Below are 16,287 nucleotides of genomic sequence, written 5' to 3'. Positions count from 1 at the left end.
TGGGTGGCTGGGTGCGCGCACGCAAGCTGATCACGATCGTGCTGGCGACGCTGAGCACCGCGTCGGTGGTGTCAGCGTGCGGATCCGGCGGTGGCGGGCTGGTGATCAGTCTCTACACGCCGGCCACCGACGGGACGACTTTTACCGCCATTGCGCAGCGCTGCACTCAGCAATTCGGTGGCCGGTTCGCCATCCAGCAGATCAGCCTGCCCAGATCGCCCGACGAACAGCGGTTGCAGCTGGCTCGACGGCTGACCGGCAACGACCGCACCCTGGATGTGATGGCAATGGACGTGGTGTGGACCGCCGAGTTCGCCGAAGCCGGGTGGGCGCTGCCGCTATCGCAGGACCCGGCCGGCGAAGCCGAGGACGACGCCACCACCGACACCTTGCCGGGCCCGCTGGCAACGGCCACCTGGAAGCATCGTCTGTATGGCGCGCCCGTTACCACAAATACCCAGTTACTTTGGTACCGAGCGGATTTGGTGAGGCAACCGCCACCGAGCTGGAGCGACATGGTGTCCGAGGCGAGCCGCCTGCACGCCGCGGGCCAGCCCAGCTGGATCGCCGTACAGGCCAACGAGGGTGAGGGTCTGGTCGTGTGGTTCAACACGTTGCTGGTTAGCGCTGGCGGTCAGGTGCTCTCCGAGGACGGCAAGCGCGTCACCTTGACCGACACCCCGGAACACCGCGCGGCCACCGTCAGCGCGCTGCAGATCCTGAAGTCGGTGGCTACCGCGCCGGGCGCCGATCCCTCGATCACCCGGACCGACGAGGGCACCGCCCGGTTAGCGGTGGAACAGGGTAAGGCCGCGCTCGAGGTCAACTGGCCGTTCGTGCTGGCGTCCTTGCTGGAGAATGCGGTGAAGGGCGGCGTGCCGTTCTTGCCGCTCAACCGGATTCCGGAGTTGGCCGGCAGCGTGAACAACGTCGGGACCTTCGAGCCCACCGAAGAACAGTTCCGCATCGCGTACCAGGCCAGCCAGCAGGTGTTCGGTTTCGCGCCTTATCCGGGTGTGTCGCCCGGTCGGCCGGCCAAGGTGACGATCGGCGGGCTGAACCTGGCGGTGGCCAGCACCACGCGTCACAAGGCAGAGGCGTTCGAGGCGGTGAGGTGCCTGCGGAACCTGCAGAATCAGAAGTACGTGTCGATCGAGGGGGGCTTGCCGGCGGTGCGGTCTTCGCTGTACTCCGACCCGCAATTCCAGGCGACGTATCCGATGTACACCATCATCCGCCAGCAGCTCACCGACGCCGCGGTGCGTCCGGCGACACCGGTCTACCAGGCATTGTCCATCCGGCTCGCGGCGGCGCTGAGTCCTATCACGGCGATCGATCCGGAGCGCACGGCCGACGAACTCGCCGCGCAGGCGCAAAAGGCCATCGACGGTAGGGGTCTGCTGCCGTGACGCACGCGGGGGCTATGAGCGCCGAGCGGCGCCTGGCGTTGCTGCTGGTGACACCCGCGGCGATGTTGATGTTGGCGGTGACGGCCTACCCGATCGGGTACGCGGTGTGGCTAAGCCTGCAGCGCAATAACCTGGCTACCCCCAACGACACCGCCTTCATCGGGCTGGGCAACTACCAAACGATCCTGACCGACCGGTATTGGTGGATTGCGCTTGCAGTGACGCTGGCGATCACGGTGGTTTCGGTGACGTTCGAGTTCGTGCTGGGCCTGTCGCTGGCGCTGGTGATGCACCGCACGTTGCTCGGCAAGGGGTTGGTGCGCACCGCGGTGTTGATCCCGTACGGCATCGTCACCGTGGTCGCCTCCTATAGCTGGTATTACGCCTGGACGCCGGGGACTGGGTACCTGGCCAACCTGCTGCCGACCGGTAGCGCGCCGCTGACTCAGCAGATCCCGTCGCTGGCCGTCGTCGTCATCGCCGAGGTCTGGAAGACGACGCCGTTCATGTCGCTGCTGCTGCTGGCCGGGTTGGCGTTGGTGCCCGAGGATTTGTTGCAGGCCGCGCAGGTGGACGGCGCGGGCGCGTGGCGTCGGCTGACGAAGGTCATCTTGCCGATCATCAAGCCGGCCGTGGTGGTCGCGTTGTTGTTCCGGACGCTCGATGCATTCCGAATCTTCGACAACATCTATGTGCTCACCGGGGGCGAGAACGGTACTCAGTCGGTGTCAATCCTTGGCTACGACAACCTGTTCAAGGGTTTCAACGTGGGGCTCGGTTCGGCGATTAGCGTGCTGATATTCGGCTGCGTGGCGCTGATCGCGTTCATCTTCATCAAGCTGTTCGGCGCCGCGGCGCCGGGAGGTGCGGCCGATGGGAGGTGAGCCATTGGGCGCCCGGCGCGCCACGTTTTGGGCCGTCATCGACACCTTGGTGGTGGTGTACGTGTTGCTGCCGGTGCTGTGGATTTTCAGCCTGTCTCTCAAACCCACGTCAATGGTCAAGGACGGCAAGCTGATTCCGTCGTCGGTGACTTTGGACAACTACCGCGGCATCTTCCGGGGCGATTTCTTTAGCTCGGCCCTGGTCAACTCCATCGGAATCGGATTGATCACCACCGTGATCGCGGTGCTGCTCGGCGCGATGGCCGCTTATGCGATTGCCCGGCTGGATTTCCCGGGTAAGCGGCTGCTTATCGGTATCACCTTGCTGATCACCATGTTCCCGGCGATATCGCTGGTGACGCCGCTGTTCAATATCGAGCGTGCGGTGGGCCTGTTCGACACCTGGCCGGGGTTGATCCTGCCGTACATCACGTTTGCATTGCCGCTTGCCATCTACACGCTGTCGGCGTTTTTCCGCGAGATCCCGTGGGATCTGGAAAAGGCGGCCAAGATGGATGGTGCGACGCCGGGACAGGCTTTCCGCAAAGTTATTGCGCCGCTAGCGGCTCCGGGACTGGTGACGGCGGCCATCCTGGTATTCATTTTCGCGTGGAACGACCTGCTGCTCGCGCTGTCGTTGACGGCCACTAAGGCGGCGATCACCGCGCCGGTGGCGATCGCCAATTTCACCGGCAGTTCGCAGTTCGAAGAGCCAACCGGATCGATCGCGGCCGGCGCGATCGTGATCACGGTCCCGATCATTGTCTTTGTTCTGATTTTCCAACGACGGATTGTCGCCGGGTTGACCTCTGGCGCTGTGAAGGGATAGCGCGATGGCCGAGATTGTGTTGGAGCATGTCAACAAGAGCTACCCCGACGGTCACACCGCGGTGCGCGACCTGAACATCACCATCGCCGACGGAGAATTCCTGATCTTGGTGGGACCGTCCGGGTGTGGCAAGACCACGACACTGAATATGATTGCTGGACTTGAGGATATCTCGTCGGGAGAGCTGCGCATCGGCGGCGAGCGGGTGAACGAGAAGGCGCCCAAGGACCGCGACATCGCCATGGTCTTTCAGTCGTACGCCCTTTACCCGCATATGACCGTGCGGCAGAATATCGCGTTTCCGCTCACCCTGGCGAAGATGAGGAAGGCGGAAATCGCGCAGAAGGTCGAGGAAACGGCCAAAATCCTTGACCTGACTGGGCTTCTGGATCGTAAGCCATCCCAATTGTCTGGTGGACAGCGACAGCGGGTCGCGATGGGCCGCGCAATTGTGCGTCATCCCAAGGCGTTTCTGATGGACGAGCCGCTGTCGAATCTGGACGCCAAACTGCGGGTGCAGATGCGCGGTGAGATCGCCCGGCTGCAAAAGCGACTAGGCACTACCACCGTGTATGTCACCCATGACCAGACCGAGGCGATGACGTTGGGCGACCGAGTGGTGGTGATGCACGGTGGCGTCGCACAGCAGATCGGCACTCCCACCGAGCTTTACGAGCGTCCCGCCAATCTGTTCGTCGCGGGATTCATTGGCTCTCCGGCGATGAATTTCTTTCCCGCCACGTTGACGTCGATCGGGCTGACACTGCCCTTTGGCGAGGTGACGCTGGCGCCGGAGGTTCAGGAGGCGATCACGCAGCATCCGAAACCACAGAATGTGATCGTCGGGGTCCGGCCCGAGCACATCGCCGATGCCGCATTGATCGACGGCTACCAACGCATCAAGGCGTTGACCTTCGAGGTCAAGGTGGATTTTGTCGAATCGCTGGGCTCGGACAAATACGCGTACTTCACTACGTCGGGTCCGGCTGTGCACGCGGCCCAGCTAGATGAGCTGGAGGCCGAGGGAGAATCGCACGAAAACCAGTTCGTGGCCAGGGTTCCCAACGAGTCGAAGGCGGCCATCGGTCAGTCGATCGAGTTGGCTGTCGACACCAGCAAGCTGGCCGTCTTCGATGCCGACTCCGGCGCCAACCTGACCGTCGGTGTGCCTGCGGCGCAGTGACCCGGATCCTGGACCAGGTACGGGCACACCTGCGCGGGCATTTCGGCACCGAGCCCGATGCCGCGAGCGTGACATTTCTGGGTGCCGAACCCATTGGGGTACTCCGGTTTCGTTCTGCGACAGACGAATTCGTGACTTACGTGTCGCTGGGATGCTCACGCAATCCGATGGTCGATCCAACCGAGAGCGTCGCCGATCCGTTGCGCGGTCCGCGGGCCGAAGTTGTGCTGCGCCTGCGTAATCCGGGCCCGGCCACCGGGCTGGCGCGCAGCCTGGCGACACTGGCGGCGACGCCGGCGGTAGACGGCGTGGTGCTATCCGCCGACGCCCTGATCGACCTCGGGGCACCGCTATGGGAACGAGTGCCGTATACCGCGGTGTTGTTGGGACGCAGCGACATCCCTGATTTGCCGTTGCCGCCCCCGCGCAACCCGGTGCGATTCTTGTCGGCGACGCCGGTCACCGCGACCGAGGCAGCCCGGATCCGGCTCAAGCGCGCCGCCACGTAGTAGCGCGAGCAGACGCTAAATCGCCCTGGAACAGGCGTTCCAGGGCGATTTAGCGTCTGCTCGCGCGTTAAAGCCAGCCGCGTTTTCGGAAACTGAAGTAGAGGAACACGCAGACCATGACCATTGCGCCGATCACCGTCGGATAGCCCCACCTCGAGTCCAGCTCGGGCATGAAGTGGAAGTTCATGCCGTAGATCCCAGCGACCATGGTGGGCACCGCGACGATACCGGCCCAGGCCGATATCTTGCGCATGTCCATGTTCTGTTGCATGCCGACACGCGCCAGCGCGGCCTGCACCAGCGAGTTGAGCATGTCGTCGTACGCGACGATCTGATCTGCGGCCTCGGTCTGGTGGTCGGCAACGTCGCGTAGATACCGCCGTACTTCCTTCGAGATCAGGTCCTTGTTTTCGGCCTGCATGCGTTGGAACGCAGCCGACAGCGGGGCCACGCACCGGCGCAACTGGACGACTTCCCGCTTGAGCAGGTAGATCGGTTCGACGTCGATTTTGCGGCCAGGGGCGAAAGCCACCTCCTCGATGCTGTCGATATCGTCCTCCATCAAGGTGGTTACCGCGAGGTAGTGGTCCACCACGTAGTCGGAGATGGCGTGTAGCACCGCGTATGGACCTAGCCGCAGGTGCTCTGGGTCGGCATCCATCTTCCTGCGCACATCGGAGAGTCCGCCATGTTCGCCGTGGCGGACCGTGATCACGAAGTCTTTGCCGACGAAGATCATGATCTCGCCGGTTTCGACGATCTCGCGGGCCAGCACTACCGATTCGTGCGGCACATAGTTGACGGTCTTCAGCACGAAAAACAGCGTCTCGTCGTATCGCTCCAGCTTGGGCCGCTGATGCGCGTGCACGGCGTCCTCGACCGCCAATGGGTGCAGCCCGAAAACGTCCGCCACTTCCTGCATTTGGCGCTCGTCGGGCTCGTGCAGGCCAATCCATACGAACGAGCAGGGCCCAGCCTGCTCCATCGCGTCCAGCGGGGCCGACTCTACTTCGCGGACCTTGGCCAGGGCCTCCGCATACGCGTACTTGCCGGGCAATCGGTGACCGTCGACATAGACGCCGCAATCGACCAGGGCCTCGGCGCGGCCGCCGACGGGGTGCTGGTGCGGTTGGTGAACCCGGGGCCGCGCGATCGGCCTCAGAGCTTCGGGCAGCGCGTCGAACCCTGGAAACACATCAACCTCCGATCGCAGCTCAGGTCTGGCCGGGCGGTCGTCCATGGTACGCGTCCCGGTAGAACGGTGAGGGGGCGAAGCGCGGCCGGTAGCAGCGGCGCGCAAACGGACCGGCGATTTCGGCGCGGCCAAGGTGCGCTAGTTTCGAGCGGAGACCAATCCAGGATCCATAAGGAGCAGAACCGACGTGAGCGCAAGTCCACTCAAGGTCGCCGTCACCGGTGCCGCCGGCCAGATCGGCTACAGCCTGTTGTTCCGTCTGGCCAGCGGCTCGCTGCTGGGCCCGGACCGCCCGATCGAGCTGCGACTCCTCGAGATCGAGCCCGCGCTCAAGGCGCTTGAGGGCGTCGTGATGGAACTCGACGACTGCGCATTCCCGCTGTTGTCCGGCGTGGAAATCGGCGCAGATCCCGACAAGATCTTCGACGGCGTGAACCTGGCGCTGCTGGTCGGAGCCCGTCCGCGCACCAAAGGGATGGAGCGCGGCGACCTGCTCGAGGCCAACGGCGCGATCTTCACCGCTCAGGGCAAGGCACTGAACTCCGTCGCCGCTGACGACGTCCGCGTCGGCGTGACCGGCAACCCGGCCAATACCAACGCGTTGATCGCGATGACCAACGCCCCCGACATCCCCAAGGAGCGGTTCACCGCGCTCACGCGCCTGGACCACAACCGCGCGATCTCGCAGCTGGCCACCAAGACCGGCGCCGCGGTCACCGACATCAAGAAGATGACGATCTGGGGCAACCACTCGGCCACCCAGTACCCCGACCTGTTTCATGCCGAGGTTGGTGGCAAGAACGCGGCCGAGGTCGTCGGCGACCAATCCTGGATCGAGGACTACTTCATTCCGACCGTCGCCAAGCGCGGCGCGGCGATCATCGATGCGCGCGGCGCGTCGTCGGCTGCGTCGGCCGCATCGGCGACCGTGGATGCGGCCCGCGACTGGCTGCTGGGCACCCCCGAAGGGGACTGGGTGTCGATGGCGGTGGTCTCCGACGGCTCCTACGGCGTGCCCGAGGGCCTGATCTCCTCGTTCCCGGTGACGACCAAGGACGGGAACTGGTCAATCGTGCGGGGCTTGGAGATCGACGAGTTCTCCCGCGGGCGTATCGACGCGTCTACCGCCGAGCTGGCCGACGAGCGCAAGGCGGTTACGGAGCTGGGCCTGATTTAAGCGCAATACCGTTCAGTTAAGGTTACATGGGTGTAGTTTATGACCTATGCCTCGTGCGGGTTGGCGGAAGCCTGAGTCGGATCGCCGGTTGTCAGATTTGGTGTCGGTGGGGGTGCTGACGCGGGTGTTTCCCGCAACGGTGGTGGATGAGGTGATCGAGCAGGCCGGTCGCACTCAGCAGCGGCATCGGTCGTTGCCGGCGCGGGTGATGGCGTATTTCGCGATCGCGATGGGCCTGTATTCAGAGGGCTCGTATGAGGATGTGTTGGCCCAGCTCACTGATGGTTTGGCGTGGGCGTCGGGGTGGCGTGAAGAGTATCGACTGCCGGGTAAGTCGGCGATCTTTCAGGCTCGTGAGCGGCTGGGATCGGCCCCGTTGGCCAGCTTGTTTTCCCGGGTAGCCCGCCCGTTAGCCGGACCGCAAACCCCAGGGGCTTGGCTGGCCGAGCGGCGGCTGGTGGCCATCGACGGCAGCTGTCTGGATGTGGCCGACACCCCAGCCAACGACGAGTACTTCAGTCGTCCGGGGGCCGGCGGCAGGGGTGAGAAGGCCGCATTTCCGCAGGCCCGGATCCTGGGGCTGGCCGAGTGTGCCACGCATGCGGTCTTCGCCGCAACGATCGGTGGTTACCGTGACTCGGAGGCCAAACTCGCCGAAAAGCTGCTGGATGCTCTCACGCCGGACATGCTGCTGCTGGCTGATCGCGGGTTCTTCTCGTATGCCTTGTGGCGCAAAGCCCTTGCGACCGGAGCCGACCTGTTGTGGCGAGTACGCACCGACGCCTACGCGCCACAACCGGTGCATGTGCAGGATCTTGCTGACGGCTCGTGGCTAGCGCATCTGCAGTCCAGCGCTGACCGTCGCAGCGAGCCGATGCTGGCACGAGTCATCGACTACACCATCGACGACGGACGCGAAAACTCCACCAGCTACCGGCTATTCACCACGCTGACCGATCCCGAACAGGCCCCCGCCGTCGAGTTGGCCGCCGCCTACGCCCAGCGCTGGGAAATCGAAAACACCTTCGACGAACTCAAAACCCATCAACGCGGACCCCAGGTGGTACTGCGCTCGAAGTCCCCTGATCTTGTCCTACAAGAGATTTGGGGACATCTGTGCTGTCACTACGCCATTCGTACCCTGATGGCCCAGGCCGCCGAACACGCCGGCGAGGACCCCGACCGGGTCAGTTTCACCGCCGCGCTGCGCATCACCCGCCAATCCGTCGCCCAACAGGGCGCATTTCCCCCCTGAGGACCCCCAAGCCGCCGATCAGCACTGGTGGGCCTTCCTGCGCCGCCTGCTCGACCGACTCAACCCCGCCAGGCGCCGACGATCCGCACCACGGGTGATCAAACGCAAAATGTCCAAATGGCACGTCAAACGCGCAACTCACGCTCACTGGCCCCAACCCCAACGCCCACCAGACGTCACGACTCTCCGCCTTAACTGAACGGTATTGGATTTAAGCGGGGTCGTGTCTATGGAAGCATCCCTGTTGCCTCATTTCAAGATGCGCGCGAAGTTTGATTCGTTGACTCATCTACGGATGCGCGCGTGGGAGCGGGCTCGACTGGGGCCTTGGTCTTCGGTGCGGCCTTGCTGGTGGTGATCGCGAGTAGCTCGGAGGTGAGGGCCTGGATCTGACGTTGCACGGCGGCGGGGTTGATGCGGATGTAGGTGTCGGCCAGGATCGCCTTGTCCTCGGTGCTGATGGTCTCGTGGGCCTCGGCACGGCGGTACGGCGTGGCCGCTTGGTCGTATTTCTTGGAGACCTTTGCACCAACCCGGACTTTCGACACCAGCTTTTGTTGCGGGTAGAAGTAGTTGGTCAGCTTCGACTGCAGGATCCAGATCTTGTTGAGCAGCAACAGTTCTGCTTGCGTGTCGTAGCGGTGGTAGCCCACCACGATGCGCACGATCGCCCAGTTCTTCTGCTCGACATGGCAGCCGTCGTTTTTGTTGCCCGGCCGCGAGCGGGTGAAGGTGATCCGGCGTTTCTCACACCACGCCAGCAGATGGCTATTGATGAACTCCCCGCCATTGTCGCTGTCCACGCCGAGGATCGGAAACGGCATGCTCTTGGCGATGTCATCGAGTGCGGCCAGCACCCATTTGCGGGCCTTGTTGGGCACGCTGCGGTTCTCGGTCCAGCCGGTAGCGATGTCGGTGACGGTCAAGGTCCAGGCGTGCTCACCAGCGGCATTACCGCCGTCGTGGGACACCAGGTCGATCTCGACAAACCCCGGTCGCGCGTCGTCCCAGTCCGCCCAGGTGCGTACCGGGATCTGAGACTTCAACAACGTCCCGGGCTTGGTGGTGCTGCGGCCCTTAAGCTGGTAGCGGCGCCGCTCGGGTGCCAGGCGGCGGTCGATGGTGGCCGCGGACATGCCCACCAGCAGCGCGGCGGTGTCGTCATCGATGACCAGCTCACCAAACTGCCGCAAAATCGCCACCAGCTCGCCCAGCACCGGCGCCAGCCGCTTACCCGCAGGCATGCCCAGAACTGCCCAGCAGAAGACCAGCGCTGCAACGACTTTCGGTCCATACTTCGGTGCACGCGGTGACCGGGGCTTGACCAGCTTTGGCCGCAACGCCGCCTTAAGTGCCTTGCGGGCATGATTGCGATGCCATCCCGTGGTGGCGCACAACTCGTCGAGAATCCGGCCCTTGCCAGCCTTGTCCGCCCGCGCGTAACGGCTCGCGGTCGCCTTCGTCACGGCCTTGCGTTGACTCATCGTCAGTCCCATCGTCCGGGCCTAACCAGCGATGCGTCAGCAGCCAGGTAGGCGCGCCCTACGCGCGCACTCTCAGATGAGGCAACGATGAGAACTACGCGCGCATTATTGGTGAGTCAACGCGGCATCTTGACGCGCGTACATATGAGCATCATGATGACTCCTATGCGCACCACCTTGACGCTGGACGATGACGTCGTCCGCTTGGTCGAGGAGGCGGTTCATCGCGAACGCCGCCCCATGAAGCAGGTCATCAACGATGCGCTGCGCAGTGCGCTGGCGCCGCAGGCGAAACGGCAAGAGCAGTATCGGTTGAAGCCGCATAAGTCCGCGGTGCGGCCTGGATTTGATCTGGCAGGCTTCAACCGGTTGGCCGACGAGCTGGAGGACGAGGTGATCCTCGACACCGCGCGCACCCGTGATCATCCCTGACGTCAATCTGCTGCTCTACGCGGTCATCACCGGCTTTCCGCAGCATGAGCGCGCGCATGCGTGGTGGCAAGACGCCGTCAACGGCCCCAACCGAATTGGGCTGACCTATCCGGCGTTGTTCGGGTTCCTACGGATCGCCACCAGTGCGCGCGTGCTCGCAGCGCCACTGGCTACCGCAGACGCGATCGCGTATGTGCGCGACTGGCTTTCGCAGCCGAACGTGGATCTGCTTACTGCGGGCCCGCGCCATCTGGACATCGCGTTGGGTCTGCTTGGGACGCTCGGCACCGCCGGCAGCCTGACCACCGATGTGCAACTGGCCGCGTCCGGCATCGAACACGACGCCGAGATCCATTCGAGCGACACTGACTTTGCCCGATTCGCCGGCCTGAAGTGGACCGACCCGTTGCGCGACTAGTCCGAAGTTAAGGCTGTTGAACTAGGTGAATTCCCTGGTTGACCTGGGGATTGGCTGGTTTGGGTGGGTGGTGGTTCTGGCTACGCGGCGATGGTGAGGGGGATCGGAGCGTCAATGAGGTCGAAGGCGCGGCGCTGGGTGGGGGTGGGCTCGGTGAGTTTGTCGATTTCGATGTTGGTCTGGTGGTAGCGGATCCGGTCGCGGGTGAGGGTGGCCAGGTGATTGAGCAGGTCGCGGAAGCTTCGTACCGGGTTGCCAGCCGCGTCGTGTTTGGTGGAGGCTTTGGCGTGTGCGGCTGGGGAGCGCTGCGCGGGGGCGACGGGGTTGTCCCGATGCGGCGGTGTTTCGTCGGTGAATGTCAGTGGCGCCCAGGCCTTGCGCAGGTGCCAGATGAGGTAGCAGGCCAGCATGCAGATCAGCACGTGGGCTTTGACGCGGTCCTCGAGGCGGTGGTGGATGGGGCGTAGGTCGAGGTCGTCGGTCTTGATGATGCGAAAGTCGCGTTCGATGTTGGCGAGGTTTTTGTAACCCTCCACCACGGCGGCGGGGTCGAGGACCTTGGTGTTGACGCTGGTGCGCAGCACGTAGATGCCGTCGAGGGCGGCTTGGGCGTCGATGGCGGCCTGGTCGCGGTGGTAGGTGAACTCGGTGTCGGTGATCGTGAGGTGGAAGAGCTGGCCCACCTTGAATTTTCCGCTGACCTTGCCGACTGCGATGCCGATCTTGTCGGCGCCGGACAGGGTGGCTTTGGTGACGCGTTGGGCGATGTGGGCCAGTTCCTTCTCGGTGGCAGCCAGCAGGTCGTGGCGTTTGCGGGCACGTTCGGCGGCCAGGGCGGGGTTGCGGCAGGCGATCAGCCGTTCACCGGGGTAGTCGGGGTGGGTGATCTCGGCGAGGTCCTGGGTATCGAACAGGCTCATCTGCAGCGGCCCGTCGTCGCGGGCGAGTTTGGCGATCGCGGGTGCGCGTAGCGCGGTGATCCAATCGAAGGCGGTTGGGGTGTCGGGGTTGTCGTTGAGTTCGCGCAGCGCGTCGATGCGGGCGGTGGTGATCATGCCGCGATCGCCGACCAGCACCAGCCGCTGGATGGCGAGCTTGTCCTTGATCACCTGCACGATCTGGGTGAACGCGGTCGGGTCGGCGGTGGCACCGGAAAACACGCGCACCGCGACCGGGCGGCCCTCAGGGTCGGTGAGCACCCCGTATTCGATCTGCTCGCAGCCCTTCTTGCCGTCGCGGGAGTAGCCGCGCGCGGCCAGCTCGCAGCATCGGCCGGTCACCCACGAGGAAGTCAGGTCGAACAACGCCATCCGGCCCGGGTTCACCGACTCGTTTAAATGCTTTGCCGCCAGCTTCTTTTCGATCCTATCCTGTCGGTCGGCCAGCCAGTCCATCCCGGCGTAGATCTCGTCGGTGGAGGCCTCGGCCACCCCCAAATCGACGCCGAGGGTGGTGTTGGGCCACCACGACAGGGTGGACAGCTTCGACTTGGGCCGCACCACCCGCGAGATGATCAACGCGAGCACGATATCGCGGGCTCGGCACGGCGGGCCCAGCACTGCGGCCAGCTCGAGCTTGCGCGCCATCGCGGCCACCGCCGCCACGTCCCCGTGTGGCAGCGACCGGGACTTGCTGAACTCGGAGCCGGCCGGCACCAGCGTGTGGCCCTTCAGCGTCGCCTCGATCGCATCGACGGCCTGCGGCGGCAGCATCGACAGGTTGGCCACGGTCTCGTTGCGCACCTTGGCCCCGTCTCGGTAGGTGCGGCGCAACAGTACAGACTCATAGACGCGCTCGTGGCCTTGCTTATCCACGTGAGTCTTCTTAACTCTGACTACGTGAGCTTTGCCGGTATTGCGTGGCACACCAAGAATCATAGCTGGATTCCGCTGCATTGATAGAAACGACACGCATCTATTCGTGACTACATATGAGCACACAACAACGCCCATATTGTCAGTTCAGACCACCAATACTCAGTCAAAACCATCGCAACTTCGGACTAGTGACTGCCGTCGGACTGGCGCCAGGTCAGCCAGGCCGTGCTGACCGTTGGCGCCGGTGGCACTCGGCAGCCGAATATGCCCCGCCAGCGGAATTCAACGCCCGCACAAACTACTGCTGTAACGCCGCAGCCTGCGCACTGAGCGCCTGATAGGCCTGGGCATTCGAAGAAAACAGCGCCGCGACGGCCGCAGACACCTCATCGGCGCCCGTCGCGAGCACCTGGGTGGTCTGAGCCGCGGCCGCCCCATTGGCAGCGGCCAGTGCCTAGCCGATGTTCTCCAGATCCGACGCCGCGATCGGCTACGGCGTCGGTGTTTCGTCCGGTACTCGCTGCAGTACCCTCGACCTCGTGCCAAAAATCGACCTGCCGCCGCACATCGTCATCGAAGACGACGAGATCTTCCAGGCGCACGTAGGAGGCAAGCTATCCGTGGCGCTGCAGGCACCGCTGGACACCCAGCGCGCTTTGTCGATCGCCTACACGCCGGGCGTGGCGCAGGTCAGCCGCGCAATCGCAGCGGACCACACCCTGACCGCCCGCTACACCTGGGCGAACCGGCTCGTCGCCGTCGTCAGCGACGGCAGCGCGGTACTCGGGCTGGGCGACATCGGACCCGCGGCCGCGCTGCCGGTGATGGAGGGCAAGTGCGCCCTGTTCAAGGCATACGGCGGCCTGGATGCGATCCCAATCGTGCTGGACACCAAGGATCCCGACGAGATCGTCGAGACCTTGGTGCGGCTGCGGCCGACATTCGGCGCCGTCAACCTCGAGGACATCTCCGCGCCGCGCTGCTTCGAGATCGAACGACGAGTCGTCGAGGCGCTGGACTGCCCGGTAATGCACGACGACCAGCACGGCACGGCGATCGTGGTGCTGGCCGCACTCATGGGTGCCACCAAGTTGCTCGGCCGGGACATGACCTCGCTGAAGGTGGTGGTGTCCGGCGCCGGGGCGGCAGGTGTGGCATGCACGAATCTCCTTCTCGCAATGGGGGTTTCCGACATCACCGTGCTCGACTCGCGCGGCATCCTGCACTCCGGGCGGGACGACCTGAACAGCGTCAAGGTCGATCTGGCGCAACGCACCAATCCGCGCGGTGTCACCGGAGGCATGGCCGACGCACTCGACGGCGCCGACGTGTTCCTCGGGGTTTCCGCGGGCATGGTCCCCGAAGAGTTGATCGCCAGCATGGCGCCCGACGGGATCGTGTTCGCGCTGTCCAACCCGGACCCGGAGATACCCCCCGACATCGCGGCCAAGTACGCCGCGGTGGTGGCAACCGGCCGCAGCGATTTCTGCAACCAGATCAACAATGTGCTCGCGTTCCCCGGGGTGTTTCGCGGGGCGCTGGACGCCGGAGCGCGTCAGATCACCGAAAAGATGATGGTGGCCGCGGCCGAGGCGATCTTCTCCGTCGTCAGCGACGACCTCGCGCTCGACCGGATCGTCCCCAGCCCACTGGACCTGCGTGTTGGGCAAGCGGTGGCCCAAGCGGTTGCTTTGGCATCAGACGCCGCGGGGTGAGGATCGCCAGGCTGGCTGCGCTGCTGCTCGCCGCCGCGATCGCTATGGCTAGCTGTGCGGCCGAAAACCGGGACCACCGCCCGGAATTGGTGGTCGGATCCAGGCCCGACTCCGAGTCGAAGCTGTTGGCCGGCATCTACGTCGCGGCGCTTCGGTCGTACGGTTTTGCGGCGCGAGCCGAAACCGCCGACGACCCGATGGCGAAGCTGGACGCCGGCGCATTCACCGTCGTCCCCGGCCTCACCGGTAAGGTCCTGCAGGCATTGCAGCCGAGCTCCTCAGCACTGTCCGACGTCCAGGTTTACCGTGTGATGAACTCCGCACTGCCCGAGGGCGTAGCCGCGGGTGACTACACCACCGCCGCCGAAGACAAACCCGCGCTCGTGGTGACCCCGGCCACGGCGCAGGCCTGGGGCGGCAGCGACTTGAGCCTGGTGCCGCGGCATTGTGGCGGGCTGGTTGTCGGGAGCGTCCGCGGCTTTCGCGCCCCGTCGGGGGTGGGTCCGTGCCGGCTGCCGGCCCCGCGTGAATTTCCCGATGACGCAACGATGTTCGCGGCGCTTAGGGCTAGCGAGCTGACCGCGGCATGGACCAGCACCGCCGACCCCGGCATTCCCACGGACCTGGTTGTGCTGGCCGACGGCAAGAACGCGCTCATCCAAGCCGAGAACGTGGTGCCGCTCTATCGGCGCAACGCGCTGACCGATCGGCAATTGCTGGCGATCAACGAAGTCGCCGGTGTGCTGGACACCGCGGCCCTCGTCGAGATGCGCCGGAAAGTGGCCGGCGGCGCCGACCCGCAAGCGGTGGCCGATGCGTGGCTCGCCGAGCACCCGCTAGGGCGTTGACGTGCGGTGTTTGGCAGGGATCAGCCCGCCGAGCACGGGCATGAACAGCCGCTGATATCCCGAACCGGTCAACCGCACGACAACATCCAGAATCTTGGCGTCCGCACCGACCAGCACCCGAGCCTTGTTCTTGCGCACCGCCCCCAAGATGATCTGGGCGGCTTTTTCTGGGCTGGTGTGAGCCACGCGCTTATCGAACAGCCGGGCCAGCTCTTCGGCGTCTAGCCCCTCGGCGGCGGTGGCGTTGCGGGCGATCGCGGTCTTGATGCCGCCGGGGTGCACCGTGGTCACGCCGACGGGATGGCCGGCCACGATCATTTCCTGCCGCAGCGCCTCGGTGAAGCCGCGAACGGCGAATTTGGCCGCGTTGTAGGCCGCTTGACCCGGCACCGCGAACAACCCGAACACGCTCGAAATGTTGATGACGTGGCCGTCCCCGGAGGCGATCAGATACGGCAGGAACGCCTTGGTGCCGTTCAACACGCCATAGAAATCGACGTCCATCACCCGGTCGATGTCCTTGAATGGGCAGACCTCAATGTCACCGGTGTGGCCGATGCCGGCGTTGTTGTAGATCTGGTTCACCTTGCCGAAGTGCTCGTTGACCGCGTCGGCGTAGGCCAGAAACGCTTCGCGTTCGGTGACGTCGAGCCGGTCGGTCTTGACCGGCGCGCCAATTGCCTTGAGCTTTTCCTCGGTCTCCGCCAACCCTTCGGTATTGACGTCGCTGATCGCCAGCTTGGCGCCCGAGCGTCCCAGCTCGACGGCCAGCGCCTGCCCGATGCCCGAACCCGCCCCGGTAACGACGGCGACCTTCCCGGCAAACCCCTCCATGCGCTTCCTCCCTTGTCCTTGCGATCGAGGTTATCGGTACCGGTGGTCCCGCGTATCGGCGGGTGGCTCAGGGGGAGAAGTCGGCGAGGTTCAAGACCCAGCCCTACTGCGCTCGGGCAGCACCGACCGCTACGCGTACGCGGTCTCCGAGGAGACGACTTGGTAAAACCATTTGGCGAACTCCTTTTCGAACTCGATCTCGTTGCGCAAAGCCATGTTTCAGGATACTTCCGGCACGTCGATGTTGCCTGTGAAAGCGCGGACGGTCAGGGCCGCGTGGCGCTCCTCAGCGGGTTCG

14 protein-coding genes and 2 pseudogenes are annotated in these 16,287 nt (G+C 64.6%); 11 read left to right on the top strand and 5 right to left on the bottom strand.

Annotated elements, in window-relative coordinates; all coding sequences use genetic code 11:
- Positions 1 to 11: 11 nt before the first annotated feature.
- From AADZ78_RS20110 to AADZ78_RS20090, 5 genes and pseudogenes are all read left to right on the top strand, one after another.
- Positions 12 to 1,409: an extracellular solute-binding protein gene (locus tag AADZ78_RS20110; protein WP_239656700.1), complete on the top strand. Its 1,398-nt coding sequence runs from the start codon at positions 12 to 14 to the stop codon at positions 1,407 to 1,409.
- A 14-nt stretch (positions 1,410 to 1,423) separates the two neighbouring features.
- Positions 1,424 to 2,293 carry a carbohydrate ABC transporter permease gene (locus AADZ78_RS20105; protein ID WP_085251258.1) on the top strand — a complete coding sequence of 290 codons (870 nt, stop codon included), beginning with the start codon at positions 1,424 to 1,426 and terminating at the stop codon, positions 2,291 to 2,293.
- A gap of 4 nt (positions 2,294 to 2,297) precedes the next feature.
- Positions 2,298 to 3,122 carry a carbohydrate ABC transporter permease gene (locus AADZ78_RS20100; protein WP_139828792.1) on the top strand — a complete coding sequence of 275 codons (825 nt, stop codon included), beginning with the start codon at positions 2,298 to 2,300 and terminating at the stop codon, positions 3,120 to 3,122.
- 4 nt (positions 3,123 to 3,126) lie between these two features.
- On the top strand, positions 3,127 to 4,305 hold the full coding sequence (locus tag AADZ78_RS20095) for an ABC transporter ATP-binding protein (protein ID WP_085251254.1): 1,179 nt from the start codon (positions 3,127 to 3,129) through the stop codon (positions 4,303 to 4,305).
- Positions 4,302 to 4,805 (top strand): annotated as a pseudogene (locus AADZ78_RS20090) (suppressor of fused domain protein); the annotation flags it as partial. The gene AADZ78_RS20095 and the pseudogene AADZ78_RS20090, both read left to right, overlap by 4 nt.
- 76 nt (positions 4,806 to 4,881) lie before the next feature.
- Here the strand turns inward: AADZ78_RS20090 and corA are convergent.
- Complete coding sequence (gene corA, locus AADZ78_RS20085; protein ID WP_085251259.1) at positions 4,882 to 6,009, bottom strand: magnesium/cobalt transporter CorA; 1,128 nt, start codon at positions 6,007 to 6,009, stop codon at positions 4,882 to 4,884.
- A gap of 187 nt (positions 6,010 to 6,196) precedes the next feature.
- Between corA and AADZ78_RS20080 the strand changes: the two genes are divergently transcribed.
- Positions 6,197 to 7,186 (top strand): malate dehydrogenase, encoded by a 990-nt coding sequence (locus AADZ78_RS20080; protein WP_085251256.1) that lies wholly within the window; start codon positions 6,197 to 6,199, stop codon positions 7,184 to 7,186.
- Positions 7,187 to 7,232: 46 nt separating this feature from the next.
- Positions 7,233 to 8,441 carry an IS4 family transposase gene (locus AADZ78_RS20075; RefSeq protein WP_204080107.1) on the top strand — a complete coding sequence of 403 codons (1,209 nt, stop codon included), beginning with the start codon at positions 7,233 to 7,235 and terminating at the stop codon, positions 8,439 to 8,441.
- A gap of 254 nt (positions 8,442 to 8,695) precedes the next feature.
- Here AADZ78_RS20075 and AADZ78_RS20070 read toward each other — a convergent pair whose 3' ends face one another.
- Complete coding sequence (locus tag AADZ78_RS20070) at positions 8,696 to 9,937, bottom strand: integrase catalytic domain-containing protein (RefSeq protein WP_204903354.1); 1,242 nt, start codon at positions 9,935 to 9,937, stop codon at positions 8,696 to 8,698.
- Positions 9,938 to 10,090: 153 nt separating this feature from the next.
- Between AADZ78_RS20070 and AADZ78_RS20065 the strand changes: the two genes are divergently transcribed.
- Together AADZ78_RS20065 and AADZ78_RS20060 are read left to right on the top strand one after the other, a co-directional pair.
- Positions 10,091 to 10,357, top strand: a complete 267-nt coding sequence (locus AADZ78_RS20065; protein ID WP_204079259.1) for an antitoxin — start codon at positions 10,091 to 10,093, stop codon at positions 10,355 to 10,357.
- The gene (locus AADZ78_RS20060) at positions 10,344 to 10,775 is read left to right on the top strand and encodes a type II toxin-antitoxin system VapC family toxin (protein ID WP_204802170.1); all 432 of its coding nucleotides are present in this window, start codon (positions 10,344 to 10,346) and stop codon (positions 10,773 to 10,775) included. Before AADZ78_RS20065 ends, AADZ78_RS20060 begins: the two co-directional genes overlap by 14 nt.
- Before the next feature lie 80 nt (positions 10,776 to 10,855).
- Here the strand turns inward: AADZ78_RS20060 and AADZ78_RS20055 are convergent, their stop codons facing one another.
- Together AADZ78_RS20055 and AADZ78_RS20050 are read right to left on the bottom strand one after the other, a co-directional pair.
- Positions 10,856 to 12,652: an IS1634 family transposase gene (locus tag AADZ78_RS20055; RefSeq protein ID WP_420873311.1), complete on the bottom strand. Its 1,797-nt coding sequence runs from the start codon at positions 12,650 to 12,652 to the stop codon at positions 10,856 to 10,858.
- A gap of 241 nt (positions 12,653 to 12,893) precedes the next feature.
- Positions 12,894 to 13,079, bottom strand: a pseudogene (locus AADZ78_RS20050) (PE family protein); the annotation flags it as partial.
- A gap of 52 nt (positions 13,080 to 13,131) precedes the next feature.
- Between AADZ78_RS20050 and AADZ78_RS20045 the strand changes: the two are divergent.
- Both AADZ78_RS20045 and AADZ78_RS20040 read left to right on the top strand, forming a co-directional pair.
- On the top strand, positions 13,132 to 14,307 hold the full coding sequence (locus AADZ78_RS20045) for an NAD(P)-dependent malic enzyme (RefSeq protein ID WP_239655085.1): 1,176 nt from the start codon (positions 13,132 to 13,134) through the stop codon (positions 14,305 to 14,307).
- Positions 14,304 to 15,155, top strand: a complete 852-nt coding sequence (locus tag AADZ78_RS20040) for a glycine betaine ABC transporter substrate-binding protein (protein WP_085250123.1) — start codon at positions 14,304 to 14,306, stop codon at positions 15,153 to 15,155. The genes AADZ78_RS20045 and AADZ78_RS20040 overlap by 4 nt, the downstream gene beginning before the upstream one ends.
- On the opposite strand, the gene AADZ78_RS20035 is transcribed toward AADZ78_RS20040, so the two are convergent.
- Positions 15,144 to 15,989 (bottom strand): SDR family NAD(P)-dependent oxidoreductase, encoded by an 846-nt coding sequence (locus AADZ78_RS20035; protein WP_085250124.1) that lies wholly within the window; start codon positions 15,987 to 15,989, stop codon positions 15,144 to 15,146. The genes AADZ78_RS20040 and AADZ78_RS20035 overlap by 12 nt on opposite strands.
- Between the last annotated feature and the right edge of the window lie 298 nt (positions 15,990 to 16,287).

Source organism: Mycobacterium riyadhense (genome assembly GCF_963853645.1).
GTDB lineage: Bacteria > Actinomycetota > Actinomycetes > Mycobacteriales > Mycobacteriaceae > Mycobacterium > Mycobacterium riyadhense.
The sequence above is the reverse complement of the archived record's forward strand: the minus strand, read 5'-3'. Positions and strand labels throughout refer to the sequence as shown.